Source organism: Promicromonospora soli, from assembly GCF_014653785.1.
In the GTDB taxonomy this organism is placed as follows: Bacteria; Actinomycetota; Actinomycetes; order Actinomycetales; family Cellulomonadaceae; genus Promicromonospora; species Promicromonospora soli.
Map to the genome: position 1 here is coordinate 1 of NZ_BNAS01000010.1, position 23,375 is coordinate 23,375.

A 23,375-nucleotide genomic window follows, 5' to 3' on the forward strand; every position below is an offset into this window, starting at 1 on the left:
CCTGTGCGTGCGCTGCAATCACGCGAAGCAGGCGCCCGGGTGGAGGCAGAAGACAGCAGAGATCGACGGCCGGCACGCGGTGGAGACGATCACGCCCACGGGGCACACCTATACCTACCTCGCGCCCACACCACCCGAACCTGCCCGACCGGACCCGGCCCAACCCAAGCCCGTCCAACCGGAGCCGGTCCGACCAGAGCCGGTCCGACCAGAGCCGGTCCGACCAGAGCCGGTCCGACCAGAGCCGGTCCGACCAGAGCCGGTCCGACCAGAGCCGGTCCGACCGGTGCAGGCCCGGGAGGCGGTCCCGGCATGGACGCCGGCCGTCGGCGTCGGCGGACCGCGTGAGGGGCGTGTCCCGCGCAGCCGGTACTCGATCGGCTGCCACACCCCGCATCGCAGCGGGACGGTCAGCTACCGGCCACCCGGCCGGCGTCGAGCACCACGGCGGAGACGACCAGCCGACCTCTCCTGGGCACATATCCGCTGAACCGGGCGCCGCCGCGAGCCCGTCCTCGCGGCGGCCCCCAGCATGCCCGGGACCAGATGTCCGTCCACTCCCCGGATGCAAGACTGGGCGCCTACCTAGTCCAGGAGGCGTCCGATGAACCCGTTCGTACTGGTCGGTGGCGGCCTGGCGACAGCGCGCGCCGCTGAAGCGCTACGGACCGAGGGATTCGACGGAGACGTCGTTGTCGTCACCAGCGAGCCCCACCATCCATACGAGCGGCCGCCGCTCAGCAAGGACTACCTGCGCGGCGAGGCGGAGCGTGACGCCGTCTTCCCGCTGGACGAGGCCTGGTACCGCGAGCACGCCGTCTCCGTCCGCACCAACGAGACCGTGGTCGGGCTGAATCCGGCGGCGCACAGCTTGACGCTGTCCGACGGCGCCACGCTCCCCTTCGCGAAGCTCCTCCTCGCGCCCGGCTCCACGCCGCGGCCGCTCGACGTCATCGGCACCGACCTCGGCGGCGTCCACTACCTGCGCACCCTCGACGACTCCGACCGCATCTCCAGCATGCTGCTCGAAGCGTCGCTGGAGGGGGTCGGACGGGTCGCCGTCGTCGGCGACGGGTGGATCGGGCTCGAGGTGGCGGCGTCGGCCCGGTCCCTGGGGCTGGACGTCACCGTGGTGGGCCGCGGCTCCCACCCGCTGGGGCGCGTGCTCGGGCCCGAGATGGGCGACTTCTACGCGGGTATCCACACCGAGCACGGTGTGCGGCTGCTGAGCCGCACCACTGTCACGCGGATGCGGGGCGCGGACGGCCGGGTCACCGGCGTCGACCTGTCGGACGGCACGCACGTCGGGGCGGACGTCGTCGTGATCGGCGTGGGCGCCAGCCCGAACATCGGTCTCGCGGAGGCCGCCGGGCTGGACCTGCGGCCCGCGTCGCTGGGCGGCGGGATCGCCGTGGACGGAACACTCGTGACGTCACACCCGGACATCTTCGCTGCAGGCGACGTAGCGAGCGTCCCCTCACTGCACTACGGGCGGCCGTTGCGGGTGGAGCACTGGGCGACTGCGCAGGACAGCGGCACGCATGCAGGGCGGGCGATGCTCGGTTCCACCGATCCGTACGACAAGCTGCCGTACTTCTACAGCGACCAGTTCGAGGTCGGGATGGAGTACACCGGCTGGGTGGACGTCCCTGGTGGCTACGACGAGGTGGTCGTCTCCGGGAGCGTCGACAGCCGGGAGCTCGTGGCGTTCTGGCAGCTCGACGGGCAGGTCGTGGCCGGGATGGCCGTGAATGTGTGGGAGCAGATGGAGCGTGTGGAGGAACTGATCAGGTCCAGGAGGAAGCCGGCCCGCGAGGAGCTGGAGGCCTTCGTGAGCTGACCTCCGGGTGGGACGATTCACCGGTGCCGCCACTGCCCCGGATCCTCGCACTCGCCGCTGCCTCTGCGCTGGCGCTCGCCGGGTGCATCCCGGCCGACGCCGCCCCGCCGGCCGAGTCCGATGCGGCCGCCGAGCTGGAGACCGCCGCCGACGCGGTGCGTGAGCTGGACGGTGTGGTCGAGGTCGCGGTCCGCCGGACCACGGTCGCCGAGCCCGTCGCCGGTAACTTCGGCGAACGACCAGCGACCACCCTCAGCAGTGTTCGCGTCGAGGTTCGGCTGGACGAGACGCTCGGCGCCGGCGCGGCGGGCGACATCGCCGGCGAAGCGCACCAACTATTGGTCGCGGGCGCTAGCCGCATGGACGGCTACGACAACATCGCCGTCTCAGCCGAATTCTTCGCAGGCTCCGAGAAATCCGAGGACTCCGCGTCCGCCCGCCCCTGGCTCACGATCGGGGCGGGAGCTCGCGGCGTGACCGGGACTCTGACGGACTCCGTGGCCGACGCCGTCGAGGACGGCTACGAGCTGCGCGGGGCCGGCGCCGAGACCGTGAGCACCAGCCTCGGCGACGGCGACGGCACGTGGGAGGACGATCCGCTCGCCGCGACGGCCCACGTCACAGCGACGTCCCCGGACGACCTGGTGGCCCTGGCCGAAACAGCGGTCGAGCTGGAACGTGGCGCCGGGCTCGAGGCCCCGGGTGCCCGGTACGAGGCCATGTCCCGCGTGCCCGACGTCGACGCCGTCCGGCTGCTGGTCGCCGCGGCGGCCCGGCCGGACGTGCGGGACGTGGCCTATCTGGCACAGCAACAGCAGCTCGAGATTCGGTCCGGCGCCGACTCCGGCGCAAAGAGCCTTGCAGACCTGCATCACTGGCTCGAAGCACAGGTCTTTGCCACTGCGGACAGCCCGCTGGGTTACACCGTCCTCGACGCGAGCTTCGCCGAGACGACAGGGTGGGTGTCCGGGGCCGAACCCGCGTCGCACGCGCCGCACACCCTCGACCCGTTCGGCGGGGCGGCACCCTGGCCCGACGATCCCGCGGCCCCCGCCTGCACCGGCGAGACCCTGGAGGTCACGTTCGGCATCGTGGACTCGGCCGCGGGCACACGTGGCGGGTCGGTGCACGCCCGCAACGTGTCGGGCGGGCCATGCGCAGTCGAGAACGTGCCCGGCCTGGTCTTCCGGAACGGAGCCGGGCAGGCTCAGGCCGACATCACCATCGAACCGTACGAACCCGGTGTCGAGCCCGGCCGCGTGGTGGTGCCCGACGGCGAGTCCGTGCTCGCCCCGCTGCTGTGGCGCGCCATGTCGACGGCCAACGACCCGGACACGACCACGACGGTCGAGGTCACCGCCGTCCCGGGCGCCGATCCCGTACTGCTCGACGTGACGACGGACGGGACGCCGGCGTCGGGGCTCGACGTCCTCGACGGTGCCGAGGTACGCGTCGGACCCTGGACGCAGAGCGGCTGACCTGCCAGCTCGGACGACGTAGCACTATCAACCTGACCGAGCCTCGGCGTCAGCCGCGAGCCGCGAGGTGTGCCAGCCAGCCACCGGACGCCGTGATGTCGCGGGCCCCGTCGAGTGCCGCGGGTTCGCACAGGAAGCCGGAGACCTCGGTGTTGTCGGCCAACAGCACCTTGCCGATGGTCATGGGCGCCGGGACCGAAGCCACGAAGTCGCCGAACCCGGCGGGCGTCAGCTCCCAGACCTCGGCCTCGATCGGGGCGCCGCCGTCGGACACGCGGACCAGACCCGGCTTCGCCGGGGTCGTGTCCAGGGCGAAGAGCCGGTACACGGGCGCGGTGGTGGTCGCAGCAACCAGGCGGCCGCCGCGGTCGACGAGCTGATGGTTGAGCGGCTGCCCGCTCAGGTGCGCGCCGACCACGGCGATCGGGACCACGACAGGCGGCGCCGATGCGGGCGGCACCGCCACGTGACCCTCGGCGAGCAGCTCGGCGACGCCCGCGAGCAGGCCGTCGCTGAATGCCGGCCCCACCAGCTGGACGCCGAACGGCAGGCCGTCCGCCTCCCCCGCCGGCACCGCGAGAGCGGACATGTCCAGGAGGTTCGCGAAGTTGGTGAACCGGCCCAGGTCGGAGTTCACGCCCACCGGGTTCGCCCCGACCTCGGCGAGGGTGGGGTGCCGCGTCGTCGTCGGGAGCAGGAGGGCGTCCGTGCCGGCGAGCGCGCTGCGCGCTGCCAGGCCCAGCTCGTCGAGCCGGGCCATGTCCGCGAAGAGCTCGTGCGCCAGGGGCGCGGCCGCCCTGCCGATGATCGCGCCGACCACGGGGTCGACGGCGTCCGGATGGCTCGCCACGAACTCCCCCACGGCGGCATACCGCTCCGCGACGAAGGCCCCCTCGTAGAGCAGCCGCGCGGCAGCCAGCAGGGGCCCGATGTCGACCCGGCGCACGCGCGCGCCCGCACGGACCAGGCGGTCGACGGCAGCCTCGAAGGCCTCCGCCCAGCCGGGGGCGAGCGGGCCCAGCGCCTCGGGCGCAGGGACCGCGACGACGGGCGGGCCGCCGTCGGACCCGGCGCCCCGCACCGCGTGCCAGTCCGGGGGCAGGTCGCGCGCCAGGGGGTCGACGCCGTCCGGCCCGGCCAGGCTCAGCAGGGCCCGGCGCGCAGTGGCCAGGTCCCTCGCCAGCACCGTCACGCAGTCGAGCGAGCGGCACGCGGGCACGACGCCGGTCGCCGGCACCACGCCGCGCGTCGCCTTGATCCCGACGAGCCCGTGCAGCGCCGCCGGCACCCGGCCCGACCCGGCCGTGTCCGTGCCGAGCGCCACGTCGACGATTCCCAGCGCCACCGCGACGGCGGAACCGCTCGACGACCCGCCCGAGATCCGCTCCGGCGCCGTCGCATGCCGCACCGCGCCGTACGGGCTGCGCGTGCCCACCAGGCCGGTGGCGAACTGGTCGAGGTTCGTGGTGCCGAGCACCAGCGCACCGGCCGCCCGCAGGCGGGCGACCGCCGTCGCGTCCCGGTCGGGCGAGTAGGCGAATGCCGGGCACCCCGCCGTCGTCGGCAGCCCGGCGACGTCGATGTTGCCCTTCACCGCCGCGAGCAGCCCGGCCAGCGGCAGCTCTTCCCCCGCCTCGAGCCGCCGCGTGACCTCGTCGGCGTCGGCCAAGACGTCGGCGCGCGCACGCAGGTCGATCCACACCTCCGGCCGGTCCACCTCGGCGACCCGGGCATACGCGGCCTCGACCCGCTCGACGAGCGCGTTCACGCCGCCATCTCCTCAGCCACCACCACGAGCACCCGCCCCGGCCCCACCTGCTCTCCGGTCGCCACGTGCACGGAGCTGACCACGCCGTGGGCGGTCGCGGTGACTGGTGCTTCCATCTTCATGGCCTCCAGGGTGATGAGGGTGTCGCCGGGCACCACCGCGTCGCCCGGCTCGACGTCGACCCGGAACACCGTGCCGACGAACGGCGCCTCGACGCCGTGCGCGCCGGGCGGGACCGGCACGCCGACGGCGGCGGGCGCAGCGACCGGCTCCGGCCGCGGCTCGAACTCCCCCGCCGCCGCCCAGGCCTCGCGCTCGGCCTGGAACGCGGCGGCCTGCCGCTCGCGGAACCCCGCGATGGGCCCGGCGTTCTGCTCGAGGAACCGCTGGTACTCGGCGAGGGCGAACTCGCCGTCCTCCACCCGCAGCTCGAGACGGCCGGCGGCGGCCTGGTCACGCAGCCCCCCGAGCTCCTCGGAGGACACCGGATACCAGCGGATCCGGTCGAAGAACCGCAGCAGCCACGGGGTTCCCGGCCGGAACGAGCCGCGCTGTGCGTGCGTGGACCACACCTGCGTGGTGCGGCCCACGAACTGGTACCCGCCAGGCCCTTCCATCCCGTAGATGCACAGGTAGGCGCCGCCGATGCCCACGGCATTCTGGGGCGTCCAGGTGCGCGCCGGGTTGTACTTGGTGGTCACCAGCCGGTGGCGCGGGTCCAGCGGGGTGGCCACGGGCGCGCCGAGGTACACGTCGCCCAGGCCCAGCACCAGGTACTCGGCGTCGAAGACCGTCCGGTAGACGTCCTCCACCGTGTCCAGCCCGTTGATCCGGCGGATGAACTCGATGTTCCACGGGCACCACGGGGCGTCGTCGCGCACACCGGCCATGTACCGGCGGATGGCCTCGCGCGTGGCCGGGTCGTCCCACGACAGCGGCAGCCACACGGTGCGCGAGGGCACCACGAGCTCGGCGGTGGGCGGTAGCGCGGCGTCGACCTCCTGGACCAGGTCGAGCGTCTGCCGCAGGGTGAGTACCGCCGGGTCGAGGTGCACCTGCAGGGACCGGATGCCGGGCGTCAGGTCGAGGACTCCCGCGGCCCGCAGCGCACGGGTCACCGCCGGGTCGTACGTGCTCGCGGCGTCGCGCGGCACGCCGAGCCGTTCGTACAGGCCCTCGGCCAGCGCATGCACCCGGATGCGTGAGGCGACGTCGAGCTGCATGGGCCCGTACTCGACGAGCAGGTTGTCGTCGCCGCTGCGCCGGTACGTGACCTCGGGCGACACCTGCGTACCGCCCCGGATCACGGCCGGCACGCGGGCGAGCACACCGCCGTCGGACACGGCGTCGCGGTCGGCGATGGCCTGCCGCAGCGGTGCGGCGCGCAGGGCGTCCGCCTGCGCCTCGCCCACGGGGACGAAGCGAACCGTGTCGCCGGGCCGGAGCTGGCCGAGCTTCCACAGGTGACCCACCGCCACGGTCGCCGGACAGGTGAAGCCGCCCAGGCTGGGCCCGTCGGGACCCAGGAGGATCGGGAGGTCGCCCGTGTAGTCGACGGCGCCCACGGCGTACGGCGTGTCGTGGATGTTCGAGGGGTGCAGGCCGGCCTCGCCGCCGTCGGACCGCGCCCAGGTGGGCCTCGGGCCCACGAGCCGCACGCCGGTGCGCGCCGAGTTGAAATGCACCTCCCAGTCCGTGGCGTAGAACTCGGCCATGTCTTCGATCGTGAAGAACTCCGGCGCCGCGTGCGGCCCCTCCAGGGCCGCAACCTCCCACCGTTCGGGAATCTCCGGCCGCTCCTCCGGCGGCACGGGCTTCGCCTGCCCGGACCCGGAGGGGTCGCCCAGGCGGATTACGTCACCCGTGCGCAGGGGCGCGCCGGTGGTGCCGCCGATCTCGCCCAGGTCGAACGTCGCCGCCGAGCCCAGGATCTGTGGGGCGTCGATCCCACCCACCACCAGCACGTAGGTGCGCATGCCGCGGGCGGGGGCTCCGACGTCGAGCACGGCGCCCGGCCCGAGGGAGAGCGGCTCCCACTGGGCCGCGGGGACGCCGTCGACGGTCACCGGCGCCGGCGCGCCCGTGACCATGACTGTGGCGCCGGTGCGGAACCGCAGCGCCGGGCCGTGCAGCGTGCACTCCAGGCCGGGCGCACCCTCAGGGTTGCCCAGGGCCTGGTTGCCGAGGCGGAACGACAGGTCGTCCATCGGCCCCGACGGCGGGATGCCCACGTGCCACAGCCCCGTGCGGCCCGGCCAGTCCTGGATGGTGGTCAGCATGCCCGGCCGCATCACCTCGAACCGCGGCGAGGCGTCCGCGACGTGCGCCAGCGTCCCGGTGTCGTGGCGAGCAGCGACGACGTCGGGGTGGTCCGGCAGCGCGGCGAGCAGGCCCAGGTTGGTGGCCACGCCGTCGATCCGGGAGCCGTCGAGGCCACGGGCGAGCGCGGCCCAGGCCTGCTCACGGTCCTCGCCGCCGGCGATCACCTTGGCCAGCAGCGGGTCGTAGTGCGCCGAGACGGTGGTGCCGGCCTCGACCCAGGTGTCGACGCGGACGTCCGCCGGGAACGCGGCGTGCGTGACCGTCCCCGCGCTGGGGGCGTTGTCCCGGTCGGGGTTCTCGGCGTAGACGCGGGCCTCGACGGCGGCGCCGCGAGGGGCGCGCGGGGCGTCGAGCCACTCGCGCACCATGCCGCTGTCGCCGCCGGCGAGCCGCAGCATCCAGGCGACGAGGTCGACGTCGTAGACGGCCTCGGTGACGGGGTGCTCCACCTGGAGGCGCGTGTTGACCTCGAGGAACGAGGCCTCCTCGCGCTCGGCGTCGTAGACGTACTCGACTGTGCCCGCCGAGCGGTAGCCCACGGACGCGGCCAGGTCGCGGGCGGCGTCGGCGATCCGGGTGCGGACGGCGTCCGGGAGGTGCGGCGCGGGCGCCTCCTCGACCACCTTCTGGTTCCGGCGCTGCAGGGAGCAGTCCCGGTCGCCCAGCGTGACGACGCCGCCCGCGCCGTCGCCGAACACCTGCACCTCGATGTGGCGCGCGCGCTCGACGAGCCGTTCCAGGAAGACGTCGGCCGTGCCGAACCCCGCAGCCGCCGTCCGGCGCACGGCGTCCCAGGCGGCGACCAGCTCGTCGGCGTCCCGGCAGGCACGCATCCCGATCCCGCCGCCGCCGGCGGTGGCCTTCAGCATCACGGGGAACCCGATCCGCACGGCCTCAGCAACGGCGTGGTCGACGTCGGTGAGCAGGCCGGTCCCGGCGAGCAGGGGAACACCGGCCGCCTGCGCGGCAGCCCGCGCGGTGTGCTTGGCGCCGAACAGCTCCAGGTGCTCCGGCGTCGGCCCGGCGAAAGCAAGCCCGGCTTCCTCGACCTGGCGGGCAAAGCCCGCGTTCTCGGACAGGAAGCCGTACCCGGGGTGGATCGCGCCCGCGCCGGTTCGCAGCGCGGCCTCCACCACCAGGTCCCCGCGCAGGTAGCTCTGCGCGGCGGGGGCTGGCCCCAGCGGCACCGCCTCGTCGGCGAGGTGCACGTGCAGGGCCCCGGCGTCGGCCGCCGAGTGGACCGCGACGGTGCGCAGGCCAAGGGCGCGCGCCGTCCGGATGATTCGTACGGCGATCTCACCGCGGTTCGCGACGAGCAGCGTGTCGTAGGGCAGCCCCGTCATGGGCGCGTCACGATCACCCGGACGGGCGTCGGGTCGAACCCGTTGCACGGGTTGTTGATCTGCGGGCAGTTGGAGATCAGCACGAGCACGTCGCGCTCCGCCCGCACGGAGACGGCCAGGCCGGGGGCGGAGATGCCGTCCACGATGCCGAGCGCGCCGTCCGGGTCCACCGGCACGTTCATGAACCAGTTGATGTTGGAGACCAGGTCGCGCTTGCCGAGCCCATGCCTGGATCCGCCCAGCAGGAAGTTCTCGACGCAGGCGTGCTGGGCCCGCGTGTGGTGCCCGTAGCGCAGGGTGTTGGACTCCTTGGAGCAGGCGCCGCCCAAGGTGTCGTGACGGCCGCAGGTGTCGGCCACGACGGTCATGAGCGGGCCGTGCTCGGCGTCGCGGAGCACGCTGCCGGTCGTGAGGTAGATCGTGTCCTGGCCCTGGAGGGTGTCGGGGGCGCTGTACCGGAGCTCGGTGTCGTGCGCGTCGTAGACCAGGAAGTCGACGGCCTGGTTGCCGCCCACGTCCACCATCGTGAGCGTGTCTCCGGCGGCGATCACCCGGGTCCAGGGGTTGCGGGCGGCCACGGTCTCGTCGTGGATCACGACGGCGTCCGTTGCGACCTCCGGGGGAACGATCGCGAGCGGGGCGGCGGTGGCTGGGGCTGTGGTCATCGGTCTGCTCCTCGCGTGCGGCGGTGGGCTGTCGAGTTCTCGTACGCGCGGCGGCCCTCTGGCGTGGCGTCCCACGCGGGGTCGCCGGGCACGGTCGGCGCCCCGGGCCAGGCCACGACGTCGAGCGGGCCGGCGGTGAACTCGGGCCTGGGGTCCAGCGGGTGGGCGGTGCTCGCGAGCAGCACGATCAGCGGCAGCTCGGCCACGAGGGTGATGCTCGCGGGCCCGGACGAGCCGACGAAGGCGGGCCGTCCGTCGTCGGACACCGACACGCCCTCGAAGAACGTGACGCTCGGGGGGATGTCGCGCCGCGTCAGCCCGTGCTTGGCGGCGGCGAGCGCGAAGAGCTCGCGTCCGGCGGGGCTGGGGCCGAACACGTCCCCGCTGCCGTAGCGCTCCGCGTTGCGGACCAGCGTGGAGGTGCCGAACAGGGCGTCGTGGCGCGGCGCGTCGGCACGGTTGCCGGCCGTGTCCTCGACGATCGTCGCGAGCGCGCGGCCCTGGTCGGACAGGAGGAGGTGGCCCGCGGTGAGGAAGGCCTGCCACTGGACCTTGACCGTGTCGGCAACGTTGAGGCGCTCGGTCGGCTGATCGGCGTGGAACACCAGCAGGTGGGCGCATGCGTCGCCCGTCGTGTCCCGCACGCGCACACGTGTGCCGGCGGCGACCACGAGGCTCGTGTACCCGCCGGGCGGCACCGTCTCGGCCCAGACGAGGTCGCCCGCCGAGACGCCCGGTGACAGCTCGCCCACGTAGGCGGACGCGGGGTGAAGCACCCGGGGCAGCTCGGCTGCGGCTGCCAGCTCCTGCTCGCGGGCGTGGGCCTTCGCGCCCGTGGTGGTCGCGGTGGTCATGGCACCTCCTGGGGTCTCCATGGGTTTCTGTCGAGTGACAGGAATAGGTTTTCGCCCGAGTGTTTCCCCCGGGCGTACAGCGAGGTAAATCCTGAGTTACACCGGGTAGCGTCAGGCGAGTGACCTCCTCGATCGTCGACAAGGGCGCCACGCCCACACCGCGGCGCCCCGGCCGCCCCCGCGCCGACGGCGCCTCGCCCACGGGCCGCGGCACCGAGTCGGACCTCCTGTCCGCGGCCGCGCGCCTCTTCTGCACGGTGGGCTACACGGCCACGTCGACCCGCGCGATCGCCGACGCCGCAGGCGTGCGCCAGGCGTCGATCTACCACTGGTTCGGGACCAAGTCCGCGATCCTCCAGCGGCTGCTGCTCGACTCGGTCGAGCCCTCGCTCGAGTCCGCGCGGCTGCTGCTCGCCCGGCCGGAGGCGCCGGCAGTGCGGCTCTGGGCGCTCGCGCGGCTCGACGTCGAGCTGCTCTGCTCGGGCGACCTCAACATCGGCGCGCTCTACCTGCTGCCCGAGGTCGCCGACGACGGGTTCGCGACCTTCCGCGAGCATCGCGAGCAGCTGCGGGCCGCGTACGGCGACCTGGTCTCGGGAACTGTCGGGTCAGACGTCGGGCCCGACGATGCCACCGCCATGGTCCTGACCTTCGTGGAGAGCGTGATCCTGCGGCGCCGCGACGAGCCGGGGCTCGACGCCGCGAGGGCCGGGCAGCGCTACGCGGACCTGGTACTACGGCTGCTGGGACTGGACGACGACGCCGTCGCCCGGGCTCATGAGGCGGGCTCCGCACTGGCCGATACGGTCCGTCGCAAGAAACCTGTCGCCCGACAGAATTAACGCAGTCGTTCCACACGCGCGACACGGGTGTGACGCGCGGCGAGGTGAATGGGTCCTGCTACCGGACCCCATCCATTCTGCCGCGCGCCACGCGGCCCTCTTTTGAGGAGCCACCCATGATCATCGCAGGAATCGGCGCGACGGTGCTCGCCGTCGTCGTCATCGGAATAGTCGTCGCCCGAAAGGTCGACGGCGACTCGGCCAACTACCTCGTCGCCGGGCGCCGCCTGGGCGTACCGCTCGTCGGGGCGTCTCTCATGGCGGCCGCCGTGGACTCCAACGCCACCGTCGGCAACACCGACCTGACGTCGCTGTTCGGCTTCTGGTCGGGGGCGTCGCTGGCCCTGGGCCTGGCGATCTGCCTGTTGCTCACGGGCCTCTTCCTGGCCAGGCGGCTCAACGGCATGGGCCTGTACACGCTCGCCGACTACTACCGGAACCGCTACGGGCGCGGTGTCGAGGTCGCGGCGTCGGTGCTGATGATCTTCGCGTTCGCGATCCTCATGGCCGGCAACCTCGTGGCGTGCGGCTTCCTCCTGGAGCACTTCGCCGGGCTGCCGTACTGGGCAGGCGTCGTGATCGCCGTGACCCTCGTGCTGATCTACACCGTGGGCGGCGGCATGTTCTCCGACGCCTACACCGCGGCCGTCCAGATAGTCATCACGCTGGTCGCCACGGCTGCGCTCGTGATCTGGTTCGGGATGACCATCGGCTTCCAGGTGCCCGAGGGCATGGGGCCGTTCGACATGGAGCAGCTGACCTCCACCGACCTCGGCGCGCCGATCAACTGGGCCACGCTGATCTCGCTCGGCATCGGCGACATCGTCGCCATCGACTTCATGCAGCGCGTCTTCTCGGCCCGGACGCCGCAGATCGCACGCCGCGCCTGCTTCACCGCCGCCGCCGGCACCGCCGCGATCGGCGTCGCGTTCGCGATGGTGGCGCTGGGCTCGGCGGCGATCGGCATCGACGCCACCGACGGGCCTATGCTCTTCACGCTGCTCTCGGACCACGCGCCGGTGTGGCTCGCCGTCCTGGTGCTCTCGGGCATCGTCGCGGCGTCGTTCTCCACCGCTTCTGGCGCGATCCTGGCCACGTCCGCGGTGGCGGTGCGCAACATCCTGGGCGTGCGCCGCGTCGCTCCGGCCGACGGGACGTACGACCCGCTGCTGCGCTGGACGCGGCTCGCGATGCTGCCGATCGTCGTGGTCGGGACCGTGATCGCGCTGACCGTTGCGCAGACCGGGATCCTGCTCACCCTCGCGTTCGACCTGATGCTGGCCTGTCTCGCGGTCCCGTTCCTGCTCGGGGTGTTCTGGAAGCGCGGCGGCACCGCTGCGGCGGTCGCCGCGATGGTCACCGGCCTCGTGGTGCGGTTCGGCCTGTTCGTGCTCACGCCCACCATCTACGGGGCGCCCAACGACATCGCGTACATCCCGAACGACCTGGTCCCCGCGACGTTCGACGGCTGGCCCACGATCTACGGGGCGATCGTCTCGATCGTGGCGTACGTGGTGGTGGCGCTCGCGCGGCCGGCTTCCGAGCCTGTGGAGCCCAAGTCCGAGCCCGAGGAGGAGATGGAGCCGGCGGTGGCGTGAGCGGTGCCGCCTCTTGGGCGGCAGAATCGTCACGTGACTGACACTCCGATGACCGGCCGCTGGGTCGCAACACGTTACTCGGCCGGCCAAGCGGCGGGCGCGTTCCTCAGACTGACTCTGGTTCGGCCAGTCTGGTGGCTGTTCGTCGCCGGTATCGAGCTGGCACTTGCCCTCTTGATCGGAATTTCCTTCGACGACCGCTACGGCACACTGACCCGCGTACTGTGGGGGCCCGTCTACGCGCTCGTGCCCACGCTCGGCATCGTCGTCGTCGTTCTGGGGCTGAGCTACCTCGTGAATCGGAGGAGGTTCCGTCAGCGGCTACGCGAGGGTGTAGTTCTCGAGGGAGGCATCGGTGCGCACTTCCTGGTCTTGCACAGCCCCTGGGCGCAGACCACGTTGTCGTTCGACGGGCTCGCATCAGTTCGATCACGCGGACAGTGGGTGTTCTTGCAGCAGATCGGGTCACCTGTGGTGAACGTCTGGCCGGCGGAGTTGTTCCCGCCTGCCGAGCTGGCCCGACTGGAACGCAGCGTCCAACCGCGCAAGTCGTAGCCACTCGGGACGCCTCGAGAGGCTTGGCGGGGCCGCTTCGAGAATGACCTCAGGTACGGATCCGAGCAGGATTCGGTACCTGAGTTCGTTCCCGAAGCGGACTTTCGCGTTCAGGCATCGCATGCCTCCTGCATGGCCTTGCCAAGGCGACCGATGCCTTCCTTGCCGCTCACGTAGATCATCCCGTGGTAAGGCATGCGGACGTCGCGCTCGACACCGAGGGACCGGATCCTCAGCGGTGCGTCCGAGTAGCCATACCAGCCTCCGTCCCACAATGGCACGTCGCCCTGCGGATTGACGATCCACATGGCCGCCTCACGGTCCGGCGGAATGACAACCCGCTCGGAGGTGTCGGCGCGGTCCGGTGCGCCTTCAGCGGGGTCGCTGACCAACGTGTAGTCGCCCCGCCAATCGTCAGCCATCGGCTCGAACCGGTATACCTCCGGATCCGTGCTGATCACCATGACGGGCCACTGCGACGGGTTGCGAACCGTCTGCACGACCACGACGTCCTCTTCTCCGCCGAACATCGCCCAGATGCTGTCGCCGGGGACGCAGTCCGGGAGAGTCGTACCAGCCCCGCTGGTACTGAACGAACCCCGTTCCACACCCGCCGTGCGTGCCGCAACCTGCCAGGCGACGACACCTGCGATCAAAGCCACGACCACCGCGGCGCCCGCGATCCGGGTGCCCCGCCAAATTCTCAGCTTCTTTGCCTCCGCGGCCTCGGCCGACTCCACTGCCTCGACGCTGATCATGCGAGGCTAGGGCCCCGGCGCGCCAGGCGTCCACGGAATGGCGGCTTGCCACTCAGTCCTTGCACACGCCTTCCAGAGCATTGGTGAACTCCTCGCTGCCCCGGGAGCCGTCCACATAGAGCGTCCCGGGGTGCGGCACGAAGACATCGCGCTCGACGCCCAGCGACCGGACCCTCAGGCGTGCACCGTCGAACAAGCGCCAACCGTCTGGACCCATTTTCGTGCCGCCCTGCGGGTTGACGACCCACATGGCTACAGAGCGACCCGGCGGGACGACGACGGCGCTCTGGGTCCCTTGGGGAACACAGCCGATGTGGCTGTCGACGAAAGAGATGTCCTGCGCCGGATCGTCGTCCAAGGGCTCGAACCGGTACGCCTCGGGATCCGTGCTGATCACTGTGACAGGCCACAGGGACGGGTTGCTCACCTCATGCGCCACCACGACGTCCTCGGTCTCGTCGAACGCCGCATAGAAGTCGCAGCGGGGCATGCAGGGCGGTCGCCCGAGACCGGAGGACATACCGGAGGAGCCCGTCTCGATCCGCCCGACGCGGGCCACGCCCTGCCATACGCCAATGCCGACGAGCAGCGCCACGATCACCGTGACAGCAATCCGGCTCCCGCGGCGCCGGCGCGGCGACTCTGTCTCCGTGCCTTCGGCCGGGTCCACCGCTTCGACGCTCGTCATGCGCGGAGGTTATGGCCTCTGCGCGGTAACAAGCCACGAAAGTCGGCCTTCTGCTCGGCCTCGGCGGTCGAGCTTGTCGAACAGGACTCGGCAAGCTCGACCAGCGCAGGGGCGAAGCTCAAGCAGCGCGGACCGGACTCAGCCGCGCCGCTCGCGGACCGACTTGGCCAGCTCGCGGAGCAGGTCCTCGGTGGTGTCCCAGTCCATGCACTTGTCGGTGACCGACTGGCCGTAGGTGAGCTCGGACAGCGGGCCGGGCTTCTGCGCGCCGGCCTCGATGAAGCTCTCCATCATGAGGCCCGTGATGCCGCGCTCGCCGTCGGCGATGCGGTTGGCGATCTCGTGCACGACGCCGGCCTGGCGCACGTGGTCCTTGCCCGAGTTGCCGTGGCTCGCGTCCACGATCACGCCGTTCTCGACGGCGCCGCCCAGCCCGGAGGTGCGCGCCACGCGCAGGGCCTCGGCGACGTCCTCGGTCGAGTAGTTGGGGCCGGAGCGCCCGCCGCGCAGGATCACGTGGCAGTCCGGGTTACCGGTGGTCTCGACGGCGGCGGCACGGCCCTCGCCGTCGGCACCGAAGAAGGTGTGCTCGCTCGCGGCGGTGATGCAGCCGTCCACGGCGATCTGGACGTCGCCGTCAGTCGCGTTCTTGAACCCGACGGGCATCGACAGGCCCGAGGCGAGCTGCCGGTGCACCTGCGACTCCACGTTGCGGGCACCGATCGCGCCCCAGGTCACGGCGTCGGCGATGTACTGCGGGCTGGTGGGCTCGAGGAACTCGGCCCCGGCGGGCACTCCGGCGTCGAGCACCCCCAGCAGCACCTCGCGGGCGAGGTTCAGGCCGAGCCGCACGTCGTGCGAACCGTCCAGGTGCGGGTCGTTGATGAGACCCTTCCAGCCCACGGTGGTGCGCGGCTTCTCGAAGTACACCCGCATCACGACGACGAGGTCGTCGGACAGCTCGCGCCGGAGCGTGGCGAGCCGGGCGGCGTAGTCGAGCGCGGCGACCGGGTCGTGCACAGAGCACGGGCCGACGATCGTCAGCAGGCGGTCGTCCTCACCGGTCAGGACGTCGCGCACCTCGCGGCGGGACGTCGTGACGAGGTCGCTACGGGCGGTGCCGAGCGGCATCGACTCCAGCAGGCTGTTCGGGGCGGGCAGCGGGTCGAGAGCGCGAATGCGCAGGTCGGAGGTGCGGGTACCGAGGTCGGATACCTCGGTGCTGGGTTCCGCGGGGGTGATGCTCATCGGAATCGGGGCTCCTGGTTGGCGAGGTCACTGGTTCGAGGAACCGGACGGCCCGCCACCGACTCCTGGTCCGGAGCGGCCCGTCTCGGTCAAGACGAAGGGCCTGGACGCGATCGGCGTCCCAGGCCCTGGCTCCGGGTGGAAGGTTGGTCAGGCGTGCGCCCGCCGAGCTCCACCGGGAGCCGACGTAAAGCGCCAATACCAACGAATGTCCACGGCCAAGACGGTAGCCGCAGGCCAGCCGCCTGTCTACCGGGTTCCAGGATGCGGTCGATCACACTCCGTCGCTGCCCAGCAGCCCGCAACCTGCACTACCGTGCGTAACGCTCCACGAACGCCCGCAGGATGCGCATCGGCTCGGTGACCGTCACGGCGACCACCCGCTCCTGCACGAGCTCCGCCTCCTCGGGCGGAAAGTAGCCGTAGCCCCGGTAGACGACAACCCGCTGCACCATTCCCACCATGTCCAGCTCGGGGTGGAACTGCGTGGCGTACAGGTTCTCCTTGATCCGGAACATCTGCACCGGGCAGTCGGCCGACGAGGCGAGCAGCACCGCGTTGTCGGGCAGCTTGCGCACGGCCTCCTTGTGGCCCACGTAGGCCGGGAAGGCCTGCGGCAGCCCTGCCAGCAGCGGGTCCGACGCCGCGTCCGGCGTCAGCTCCACCATGACGGGGCCCGGCCGCTCCGCGTGCGTCCCGTCGATCACCGCCCCCTGGTGCGCGCCCAGCGTGCCGACCCCGTAGCAGGCGCCCAGGAACGGGAAGTCGCGCGCCACGATCTCGTCGAGCAGGGCCGCGAGCTCCGCCTCGACGCGCCGCTGCACGGGACCCTTCTGCTCCGGTGGGGTCGAGGAGTTGAACGGCCCACCGCCCACCATGACGCCCGAGTAGTCGTCGAGGTTCACGGGCGGCAGCGGGTCGCGCTCGAGGCGCACCCGGTGCAGCTGCTCCGGCTCGAGCCCGCCGTACTGGCAGAACGCCGTGTACTCGCCGTCCGCGGCGAGGTCCTCGGCGCGCGTCGCCAGCAACAAGAACGGCTTCATGACAAGAGCGTAGGTGAATTCAGGGGGTCCGGGGGCTCCAGGAGCGGGGCTCCTGATCGAATGGTGCGCTCAGCCGATCGTCGACCGCAGGGACACCCCGCGGTACAGGCGGTCGACGCCGAACGACGCGATCGCCACGGCCAGGACGCCACCGCCGAGACCGAGGAGCGTTCTACCGGGGCCGGCGTCGGCCAGGGTGTCCCAGCCGAAGACGTAGCCGGTGTGCACCGCCCAGTCCACGAAGATGACGAGGAACAGCAGTGCCAGGACCCAGAGGCTGCCGCCCCACGCCCCGAACCGCTGGTAGCCCGCCGGGAGCATCGCCCCGATGAGGATGTAGGTGGCGATCACGAGGGTCTCGCTCGCGGCGGTGACCGCGAAGCTGCCCTCGGGCACCAGCCCCTGGCTGAACTGCCAGTCCCAGCCGATCGCGCCCCAGGCCAGCTCCTCGATCAGCAGCAGCACGGCCGTCACGATCCCGGTCGCGAGCCCCACGAACACCGAGCTCCGGATCAGCCCGTCCACGAACGAGCGCCGGGTGCCCCCGGCGGCGAGGTGCATGGGCAGCGTCGTGGTGGCGAGGATCAGGCCCAACGAGAACATGAACCAGCGCGCGGAGCCGAGGGTGTACTGCAGCGTGCCGCCGTCCAGGCCGCCGAACCAGCCCTGGACCGCGGCGATCACCACGCTGGTCAGGATGATCGTGCCCCAGAACCAGGCGCCGACGACCAGCATGCCGTTCGTGAGCACGTTCTCGGCCGCGCGCGTGGAGCGGCGTCGGGCAAGACGCCCGCGTTCCTCGAGGTTGCCGGCGACGCTCATCGCTCGCTCTCCTTCTGTGCGGTGGTGCTGGTGAGGTGGACGAACAGGTCCTGCAGCGGGACCGATCCGACCTGGACGCCGGAGTCGGCGGCCTCGGCCGCCTCCTGCTCGGCGAGCGAGCCCTCGACAGTGACCATGACGGTGGGGCCCAGCTCCTGGCGGTGCAGCAGCCGGTGCCCGGCGGCAAGGTGGTCGACGGCGGTGGCGTTCCCCGTGAGGCTCGTTCCCCGGGCCCGCATGTCCTCGGCCGGCTCGGCGAGAAGCACCCGACCGCGGTCGACGACCACTACGTGCTCGAAGAGCCGCTCGGTCTCCCCCACCAGGTGGCTGGACAGGATGATCGTGCGCGGGTGCTCCGCGTAGTCCTTGAGCAGCTCGTCGTAGAACGCGTACCGCGTCGGCGCGTCCATGCCGAGGTACACCTCGTCGAAGATCGTCAGCGGGGCGCGCGACGCCAGGCCGATCGTGGCGCCGAGTGCCGACCGCTTCCCGCGCGACAGGCTCGCCGGGTTCTTCCGGGTGTCGACCTCGAACAGGTCGAGCAGCCGCTCCGCGTAGTCGGCGTCCCACTCGGGCCGCACGGCCCCGTAGTGCCTGAGCGTGACGCCGACCTTCTCGTCGGGCATGACGTCGCCGCTCTCGCGGACGACCTGCACGCCCGACACGATCGCCGGGTTCTCCCACGGGTCCCGCTCGTAGCCCTCCGGGCCCACGCGGACCGTGCCGGAGGTGGGCCGCCGGAACCCGGCCAGCAGGCCGATCATGGTCGTCTTGCCGGCGCCGTTCCGGCCGAGCAGGCCGGTGATGGCACCAGCGGGGAACGTGCACGTCGCACCGTCGAGTGCTGTGCCGCCCGTCTCCCTCGCGACGGTGCCCTGCTGCGTCATCCGCCACGATGTGGGGTAGTGCACGGCGACGGAGTCCAGCGCGGCGCCGAACGGGGCGATACTCATCACTTCTCCTTCGTGGCGGCACCGCCGCCGGAGCGAGGGGTGCGGCCGAGCACGTAGTCGACGATGTCGGCGACTGGGATGTCGAGGATGTCGGCCTGGGTCAGCGCCGGGTCGAGGACCTCCTCGAAGTAGCGCTTCCGGTGGTCGGCGAGCAGCTTCTGGCGGGCCCCGGGCGCGACGAACATGCCCAGGCCGCGGCGCTTGTACAGCACGCCCTCCTCGACCAGCCCGGAGAACGCCTTGGCGGCCGTCGCGGGGTTGATCCGGAAGGTCGTCGCGAACTGCGTGGTGGACATGACCTGCTCCTCCTCGCCGAGCTCGCCGGAGAGCACCTGGGCGCGGATCCACGTTGCGATCTGCACGTATATCGGCTCGGGTCCGTCGAACATGTGTCGGTCCTGACGTTCAAGGGTTCATTACTGGACTACTGAACCACAGAGGTTCGGTGATGCGCAAGCCCTTTGCGGAACGACGAGAGGGGCGGGGCAGCGTGTGCACGGATGTGCACACACTGCCCCGCCCCTCTCGGGCGGTCCTGTCACCTCGGGCGGGTCAGGACTCCCCTGCCTCGGAGGCCTCCGCGGCGTCCAGTGCCTCGAGCTCCGCCAGGTCGGCCGCTATCAGCTCCGCGATCTGGATGGCGTTCAGGGCTGCGCCCTTGCGGAGGTTGTCGTTGCTGACGAACATGACCAGGCCGCGCCCGTCCGGGACCGACTGGTCGGTGCGGATGCGGCCCACCAGGGACGGGTCGACGCCGGCCGCCGCGAGCGGGGTCGGGACGTCGGCCAGCTGGACGCCGGGGGCGTCGGCCAGCAGCTTGCGGGCCTCGTCCGGCGTGATGGGTCGCCCGAACTCCGCGTGGATCGACAGCGAGTGCCCGGTGAACACGGGCACGCGCACGCAGGTGCCGGCCACGGCCAGGTCGGGCAGGCCGAGGATCTTGCGCGACTCGTTGCGGAGCTTCTGCTCCTCGTCGGTCTCGCCCGAGCCGTCGTCGACCAGGTTGCCGGCCAGCGGCAGCACGTTGAACGCGATGGGCGCCACGTAGACCTTGGGGTCGGGCAGGTCAACGGACCCGCCGTCGTGCACCAGACCCTCGATCTCCTGCCCGACGGCGGCGTGCACCTGGCCGGCCAGCTCGGCCACGCCGGACAGGCCCGAGCCGGACACGGCCTGGTACGTCGCCACGCGCAACCGCTCCAGCCCCGCGGCCTGCGCCAGCGGGGAGAGCACCGGCATCGCGGCCATGGTGGTGCAGTTCGGGTTGGCCACGATGCCCTTGACGGCCTCCGCGATCGCCTCCGGGTTCACCTCGGAGACGACCAGCGGGACCTCCGGGTCGCGCCGCCACGCCGACGAGTTGTCGACCACGATGGCTCCCGCCTCGGCGAACCGCGGCGCGTGCTCGCGCGACGTGCCGCCCCCGGCGGAAAAGAGCGCGATGTCGAGGTCGGCGAGGTCGTCGGTCGAGGTCGCCGCGACGTCCTCCACGGGGACGTCCACCCCGGCGAACGGGAGGGTGGTGCCCGCCGAGCGGGCCGACGCGAAGAACCGGATCGACGCCACGGGGAAGCCCCGCTCCTCCAGCAGGCGGCGCATCACGCCGCCCACCTGGCCGGTCGCGCCGACGACGGCGAGGTGCACGCCCTGATCAGAGATGGCGACCATGTCAGCGCCCCGTTCCTGCGTAGACGACGGCCTCGCCGTCGGACACGTCGAGCTCGAACGCGGTGTGCACGGCGCGCACCGCGTCGTCCAGCGAGTCGGCACGGGTCACCACCGAGATCCGGATCTCCGAGGTGGAGATCATCTCGATGTTGATGCCCGCGTCCCGCAGCGCGCCGAAGAGCCGCGCCGAGACGCCCGGGTGCGACTTCATGCCGGCACCGACGAGCGACAGCTTGCCGATCTGGTCGTCGAACTGCAGCGAGTCGAAGGCCAGCTCGCCCTGCACCGCGGTGAGGGCGGCCATGGTGGCGGGGCCGTCGCCGTCGGGCAGCGTGAACGAGATGTCGGTGAGGCCCGTGGCCGCGGCCGACACGTTCTGCACGATCATGTCGATGTTCGCGCCCGCGCCGGCCACCACCTCGAAGATGCGGGCGGCCATGCCGGGAACGTCCGGCACACCGATCACGGTGATCTTGGACTCGGACCGGTCGTGCGCGACACCGGAGATGATCGGGGCTTCCATGGCATTCTCCTTCGACATCAGGTCGGCCGCGACCACGCGCGTGCCGTCGTGGGCGCTGAACGAGCTCCGGACGTGCACCGGAACGTTGTACCGGCGCGCGTACTCCACGCTGCGCAGCGCCAGCACCTTTGCGCCGCAGGCCGCGAGCTCCAGCATCTCCTCGTAGGAGACCCGGTCGATCTTCCGTGCGGCGGGGACGATGCGCGGGTCGGCGGTGAACACGCCGTCCACGTCGGTATAGATCTCGCAGACGTCGGCGCCCAGGCCCGCCGCGAGCGCCACGGCGGTCGTGTCCGAGCCTCCGCGGCCGAGGGTGGTGACGTCGTTGGTTGACTCGGTGACGCCCTGGAAGCCGGCCACGATGGCGACCTGCCCCTTGTTCAGCGTCTCGCGGATGCGGTGCGGCACGACGTCGACGATCCGCGCCCGCCCGTGCACGGCGTCGGTGATGACGCCCGCCTGCTGGCCCGTGTAGGACTTGGCCTTCACGCCCAGGTTGTTGATCGCCATCGCCAGGAGCGCCATGGAGATGCGCTCGCCCGCGGTGAGGAGGATGTCGAGCTCTCGCTGGGGCGGGAGCGGGGTGATCTGCTGGGCGAGGTCGAGGAGCTCGTCGGTGGTGTCGCCCATGGCGCTCACCACGACGACCACGTCGTTGCCCGCTCGCTTCGCTTCGGCGATCCGCTTCGCGACGCGCTTCACGCTGCGCGCGTCCCCGACCGAGGATCCACCGTACTTCTGCACGACGAGTGCCATGCTGCCTGCCTTCTGTAGCCGGCCTCCGTCTCTCTCAACGGCCCGCCGGGTGCTTTGGGTTTGCGGCTCGATCGTACGACGCCGGGCGCGGGCGTGGCTGTGGCGTTCACCGTGCGGGACGAACGGCCCCCTCAGAACGGCGTCGGGCGGCAACGTCAGCCGGCGACGTCAGGCGAAGACGTCCCAGGCCAGGCGGGCGATCAGGGCGCCCACCACGACGACGAAGACGATGCGCACGAACTTCGAGCCCTTGGCCACCGCCATCCGCGCGCCGATGTAGGCGCCGACCAGGTTGGCCGCGCCCAGCCCGAGGCCGAGGGCCCAGATGACGGCTCCGCTCGGGACGAAGAAGATCAGCGCGCCGAGGTTGGTCGCGAAGTTCACGATCTTGGCGATGGCCGACGCCGGGAGGAACGAGTAGCCGAGGGCGCTCACGAGGCTGATGACCAGGAACGTGCCCGTGCCCGGGCCGAGCAGCCCGTCGTAGGCGCCGATGAGCAGGCCGATCAGGGCAGCGATCCGCTTGTGCCCGTTGCCGACCCAGCGCAGGTTGTCGTGCTGGCCGACGTTCGGCTTGAGCAGCGTCCAGGTCAGCACGCCGACGAGCACCACGAGGATGATCGGCTTGAACAGCTGGTCCGGGATGTGTGAGGCGCCGATGGCGCCGCCGAACGCGCCCGCCAGGGCTGCCAGCGCCATCGGGCCCGCGGTGCGCAGGTCCGGCTGGACCCGCCGGTAGAAGGTGATCGCGCTGGTGGAGGTGCCCATGATGCTGCCGAGCTTGTTGGTCGCCAGGGCCTGCACGGGGCTGATCCCGGGGACGAGCAGCAGTGCGGGCAGCTGGATCAGGCCGCCCCCGCCGACCACGGCGTCGACCCAGCCCGCGGCGAGGCCGGCGAGCAGGAGCAGGACGATGGTGAGGACATCGAGTTCGGGCACGGGTGCATTGTGCCTATATCGCGGCACCGCGGGGCACGTGCCGCCGCAGGACGCCGGACAGCCCGGGTGTCAGTGCCGACCCGTAGGCTGACCTCTTGTGTACGAAGGCGCGGTCCAAGACCTGATCGACGAGCTCGGCCGGCTTCCCGGCGTCGGGCCCAAGAGCGCGCAACGCATCGCGTTCCACCTGCTCGCGACCGACAACCAGGAGGTCAAGCGGCTGGTTGACGCGCTCACCGAGGTGAAGCGGCGCGTGCGGTTCTGCGAGCTGTGCGGCAACGTGGCGGAGTCCGAGCGCTGCCGCATCTGCCTCGACCCGCGGCGCAGCGACGATGTGATCTGCGTCGTGGAGGAGCCCAAGGACGTCGTGGCGATCGAGCGCACCCGGGAGTTCCGCGGCCGCTACCACGTGCTCGGCGGAGCCATCAATCCCATCGAGAACATCGGGCCGGACGACCTGCGGATCAGCGAGCTCCTGGCCCGGCTCGCTGACGGGACGGTGCAGGAGGTCATCCTGGCCACCGACCCCAACGTCGAGGGAGAGGCCACGGCGACCTATCTTTCCCGACTGATGGCCCACATGGGAATCACTGTCTCGCGGTTGGCCTCGGGTCTGCCGGTGGGTGGAGACTTGGAGTACGCGGACGAAGTGACGCTCGGCCGCGCGTTCGAAGGCCGTCGTGTCATCGGCAACGACAAGTAGGTGGGACCA

General features: G+C 71.7%; 20 protein-coding genes. 6 read left to right on the forward strand and 14 right to left on the reverse strand.

The features are described 5' to 3' along the window. The first annotated feature begins 604 nt into the window (after positions 1 to 604). Positions 605 to 1,840: an NAD(P)/FAD-dependent oxidoreductase gene (locus IE250_RS22800; protein WP_189671620.1), complete on the forward strand. Its 1,236-nt coding sequence runs from the start codon at positions 605 to 607 to the stop codon at positions 1,838 to 1,840. Between the two features lie 23 nt (positions 1,841 to 1,863). Next, positions 1,864 to 3,318 (forward strand): DUF4232 domain-containing protein, encoded by a 1,455-nt coding sequence (locus IE250_RS22805; protein WP_189671621.1) that lies wholly within the window; start codon positions 1,864 to 1,866, stop codon positions 3,316 to 3,318. A 49-nt stretch (positions 3,319 to 3,367) separates the two neighbouring features. On the opposite strand, the gene atzF is transcribed toward IE250_RS22805, so the two are convergent. From atzF to IE250_RS22825, 4 genes are read right to left on the reverse strand one after another with little or no spacing between them, the layout of a single operon-like run. Continuing rightward, complete coding sequence (atzF, locus tag IE250_RS22810) at positions 3,368 to 5,086, reverse strand: allophanate hydrolase (RefSeq protein ID WP_189671622.1); 1,719 nt, start codon at positions 5,084 to 5,086, stop codon at positions 3,368 to 3,370. Then, positions 5,083 to 8,751: an urea carboxylase gene (uca, locus tag IE250_RS22815; protein ID WP_189671623.1), complete on the reverse strand. Its 3,669-nt coding sequence runs from the start codon at positions 8,749 to 8,751 to the stop codon at positions 5,083 to 5,085. The genes atzF and uca overlap by 4 nt, the downstream gene beginning before the upstream one ends. After that, positions 8,748 to 9,416: an urea amidolyase associated protein UAAP2 gene (locus IE250_RS22820; protein ID WP_189671624.1), complete on the reverse strand. Its 669-nt coding sequence runs from the start codon at positions 9,414 to 9,416 to the stop codon at positions 8,748 to 8,750. Before IE250_RS22820 ends, uca begins: the two co-directional genes overlap by 4 nt. Further along, positions 9,413 to 10,270: an urea amidolyase associated protein UAAP1 gene (locus tag IE250_RS22825; protein ID WP_189671625.1), complete on the reverse strand. Its 858-nt coding sequence runs from the start codon at positions 10,268 to 10,270 to the stop codon at positions 9,413 to 9,415. The genes IE250_RS22820 and IE250_RS22825 overlap by 4 nt, the downstream gene beginning before the upstream one ends. A 119-nt stretch (positions 10,271 to 10,389) precedes the next feature. Here IE250_RS22825 and IE250_RS22830 point away from each other — a divergent pair, with 119 nt between their 5' ends. The 3 genes from IE250_RS22830 to IE250_RS22840 all read left to right on the forward strand — a co-directional run bounded on the left by IE250_RS22830 (position 10,390) and on the right by IE250_RS22840 (position 13,265). Beyond that, entirely contained in the window at positions 10,390 to 11,112 is a 723-nt protein-coding gene (locus IE250_RS22830) for a TetR/AcrR family transcriptional regulator (protein ID WP_189671626.1), read from the forward strand. A gap of 116 nt (positions 11,113 to 11,228) precedes the next feature. Further along, positions 11,229 to 12,710, forward strand: coding sequence for a high affinity choline transporter 1 (locus IE250_RS22835; RefSeq protein ID WP_189671627.1), 1,482 nt, complete (start codon positions 11,229 to 11,231; stop codon positions 12,708 to 12,710). 33 nt (positions 12,711 to 12,743) lie between these two features. Beyond that, a complete protein-coding gene (locus tag IE250_RS22840) occupies positions 12,744 to 13,265 on the forward strand; it encodes a hypothetical protein (protein ID WP_189671628.1) in 522 nt (173 codons plus the stop codon). Positions 13,266 to 13,375: 110 nt separating this feature from the next. Here the strand turns inward: IE250_RS22840 and IE250_RS22845 are convergent, their stop codons facing one another. From IE250_RS22845 to IE250_RS22890, 10 genes are all read right to left on the reverse strand, one after another. Next, the gene (locus IE250_RS22845; protein ID WP_189671629.1) at positions 13,376 to 14,023 is read right to left on the reverse strand and encodes a hypothetical protein; all 648 of its coding nucleotides are present in this window, start codon (positions 14,021 to 14,023) and stop codon (positions 13,376 to 13,378) included. Positions 14,024 to 14,075: 52 nt separating this feature from the next. After that, positions 14,076 to 14,711, reverse strand: a complete 636-nt coding sequence (locus tag IE250_RS22850) for a hypothetical protein (protein WP_189671630.1) — start codon at positions 14,709 to 14,711, stop codon at positions 14,076 to 14,078. Between the two features lie 138 nt (positions 14,712 to 14,849). Then, a complete protein-coding gene (locus tag IE250_RS22855) occupies positions 14,850 to 15,959 on the reverse strand; it encodes a 3-deoxy-7-phosphoheptulonate synthase (RefSeq protein WP_189671631.1) in 1,110 nt (369 codons plus the stop codon). A 311-nt stretch (positions 15,960 to 16,270) separates the two neighbouring features. Beyond that, complete coding sequence (locus tag IE250_RS22860; RefSeq protein WP_189671632.1) at positions 16,271 to 17,002, reverse strand: glutamine amidotransferase; 732 nt, start codon at positions 17,000 to 17,002, stop codon at positions 16,271 to 16,273. 69 nt (positions 17,003 to 17,071) lie between these two features. Then, complete coding sequence (locus tag IE250_RS22865; RefSeq protein WP_189671633.1) at positions 17,072 to 17,824, reverse strand: hypothetical protein; 753 nt, start codon at positions 17,822 to 17,824, stop codon at positions 17,072 to 17,074. Continuing rightward, a complete protein-coding gene (locus IE250_RS22870; protein ID WP_189671634.1) occupies positions 17,821 to 18,777 on the reverse strand; it encodes an ATP-binding cassette domain-containing protein in 957 nt (318 codons plus the stop codon). The genes IE250_RS22865 and IE250_RS22870 overlap by 4 nt, the downstream gene beginning before the upstream one ends. After that, on the reverse strand, positions 18,777 to 19,166 hold the full coding sequence (locus tag IE250_RS22875) for a GntR family transcriptional regulator (RefSeq protein WP_189671635.1): 390 nt from the start codon (positions 19,164 to 19,166) through the stop codon (positions 18,777 to 18,779). Before IE250_RS22875 ends, IE250_RS22870 begins: the two co-directional genes overlap by 1 nt. A gap of 163 nt (positions 19,167 to 19,329) precedes the next feature. Next, a complete protein-coding gene (locus IE250_RS22880) occupies positions 19,330 to 20,445 on the reverse strand; it encodes an aspartate-semialdehyde dehydrogenase (RefSeq protein WP_189671636.1) in 1,116 nt (371 codons plus the stop codon). 1 nt (position 20,446) lies between these two features. Continuing rightward, positions 20,447 to 21,724, reverse strand: coding sequence for an aspartate kinase (locus IE250_RS22885; RefSeq protein ID WP_189671637.1), 1,278 nt, complete (start codon positions 21,722 to 21,724; stop codon positions 20,447 to 20,449). Positions 21,725 to 21,892: 168 nt separating this feature from the next. Next, positions 21,893 to 22,663 (reverse strand): TSUP family transporter, encoded by a 771-nt coding sequence (locus IE250_RS22890; protein WP_189671638.1) that lies wholly within the window; start codon positions 22,661 to 22,663, stop codon positions 21,893 to 21,895. Between the two features lie 97 nt (positions 22,664 to 22,760). Between IE250_RS22890 and recR the strand changes: the two genes are divergently transcribed. Beyond that, positions 22,761 to 23,366 (forward strand): recombination mediator RecR, encoded by a 606-nt coding sequence (gene recR, locus IE250_RS22895; RefSeq protein ID WP_189671639.1) that lies wholly within the window; start codon positions 22,761 to 22,763, stop codon positions 23,364 to 23,366. Positions 23,367 to 23,375: the final 9 nt, after the last annotated feature.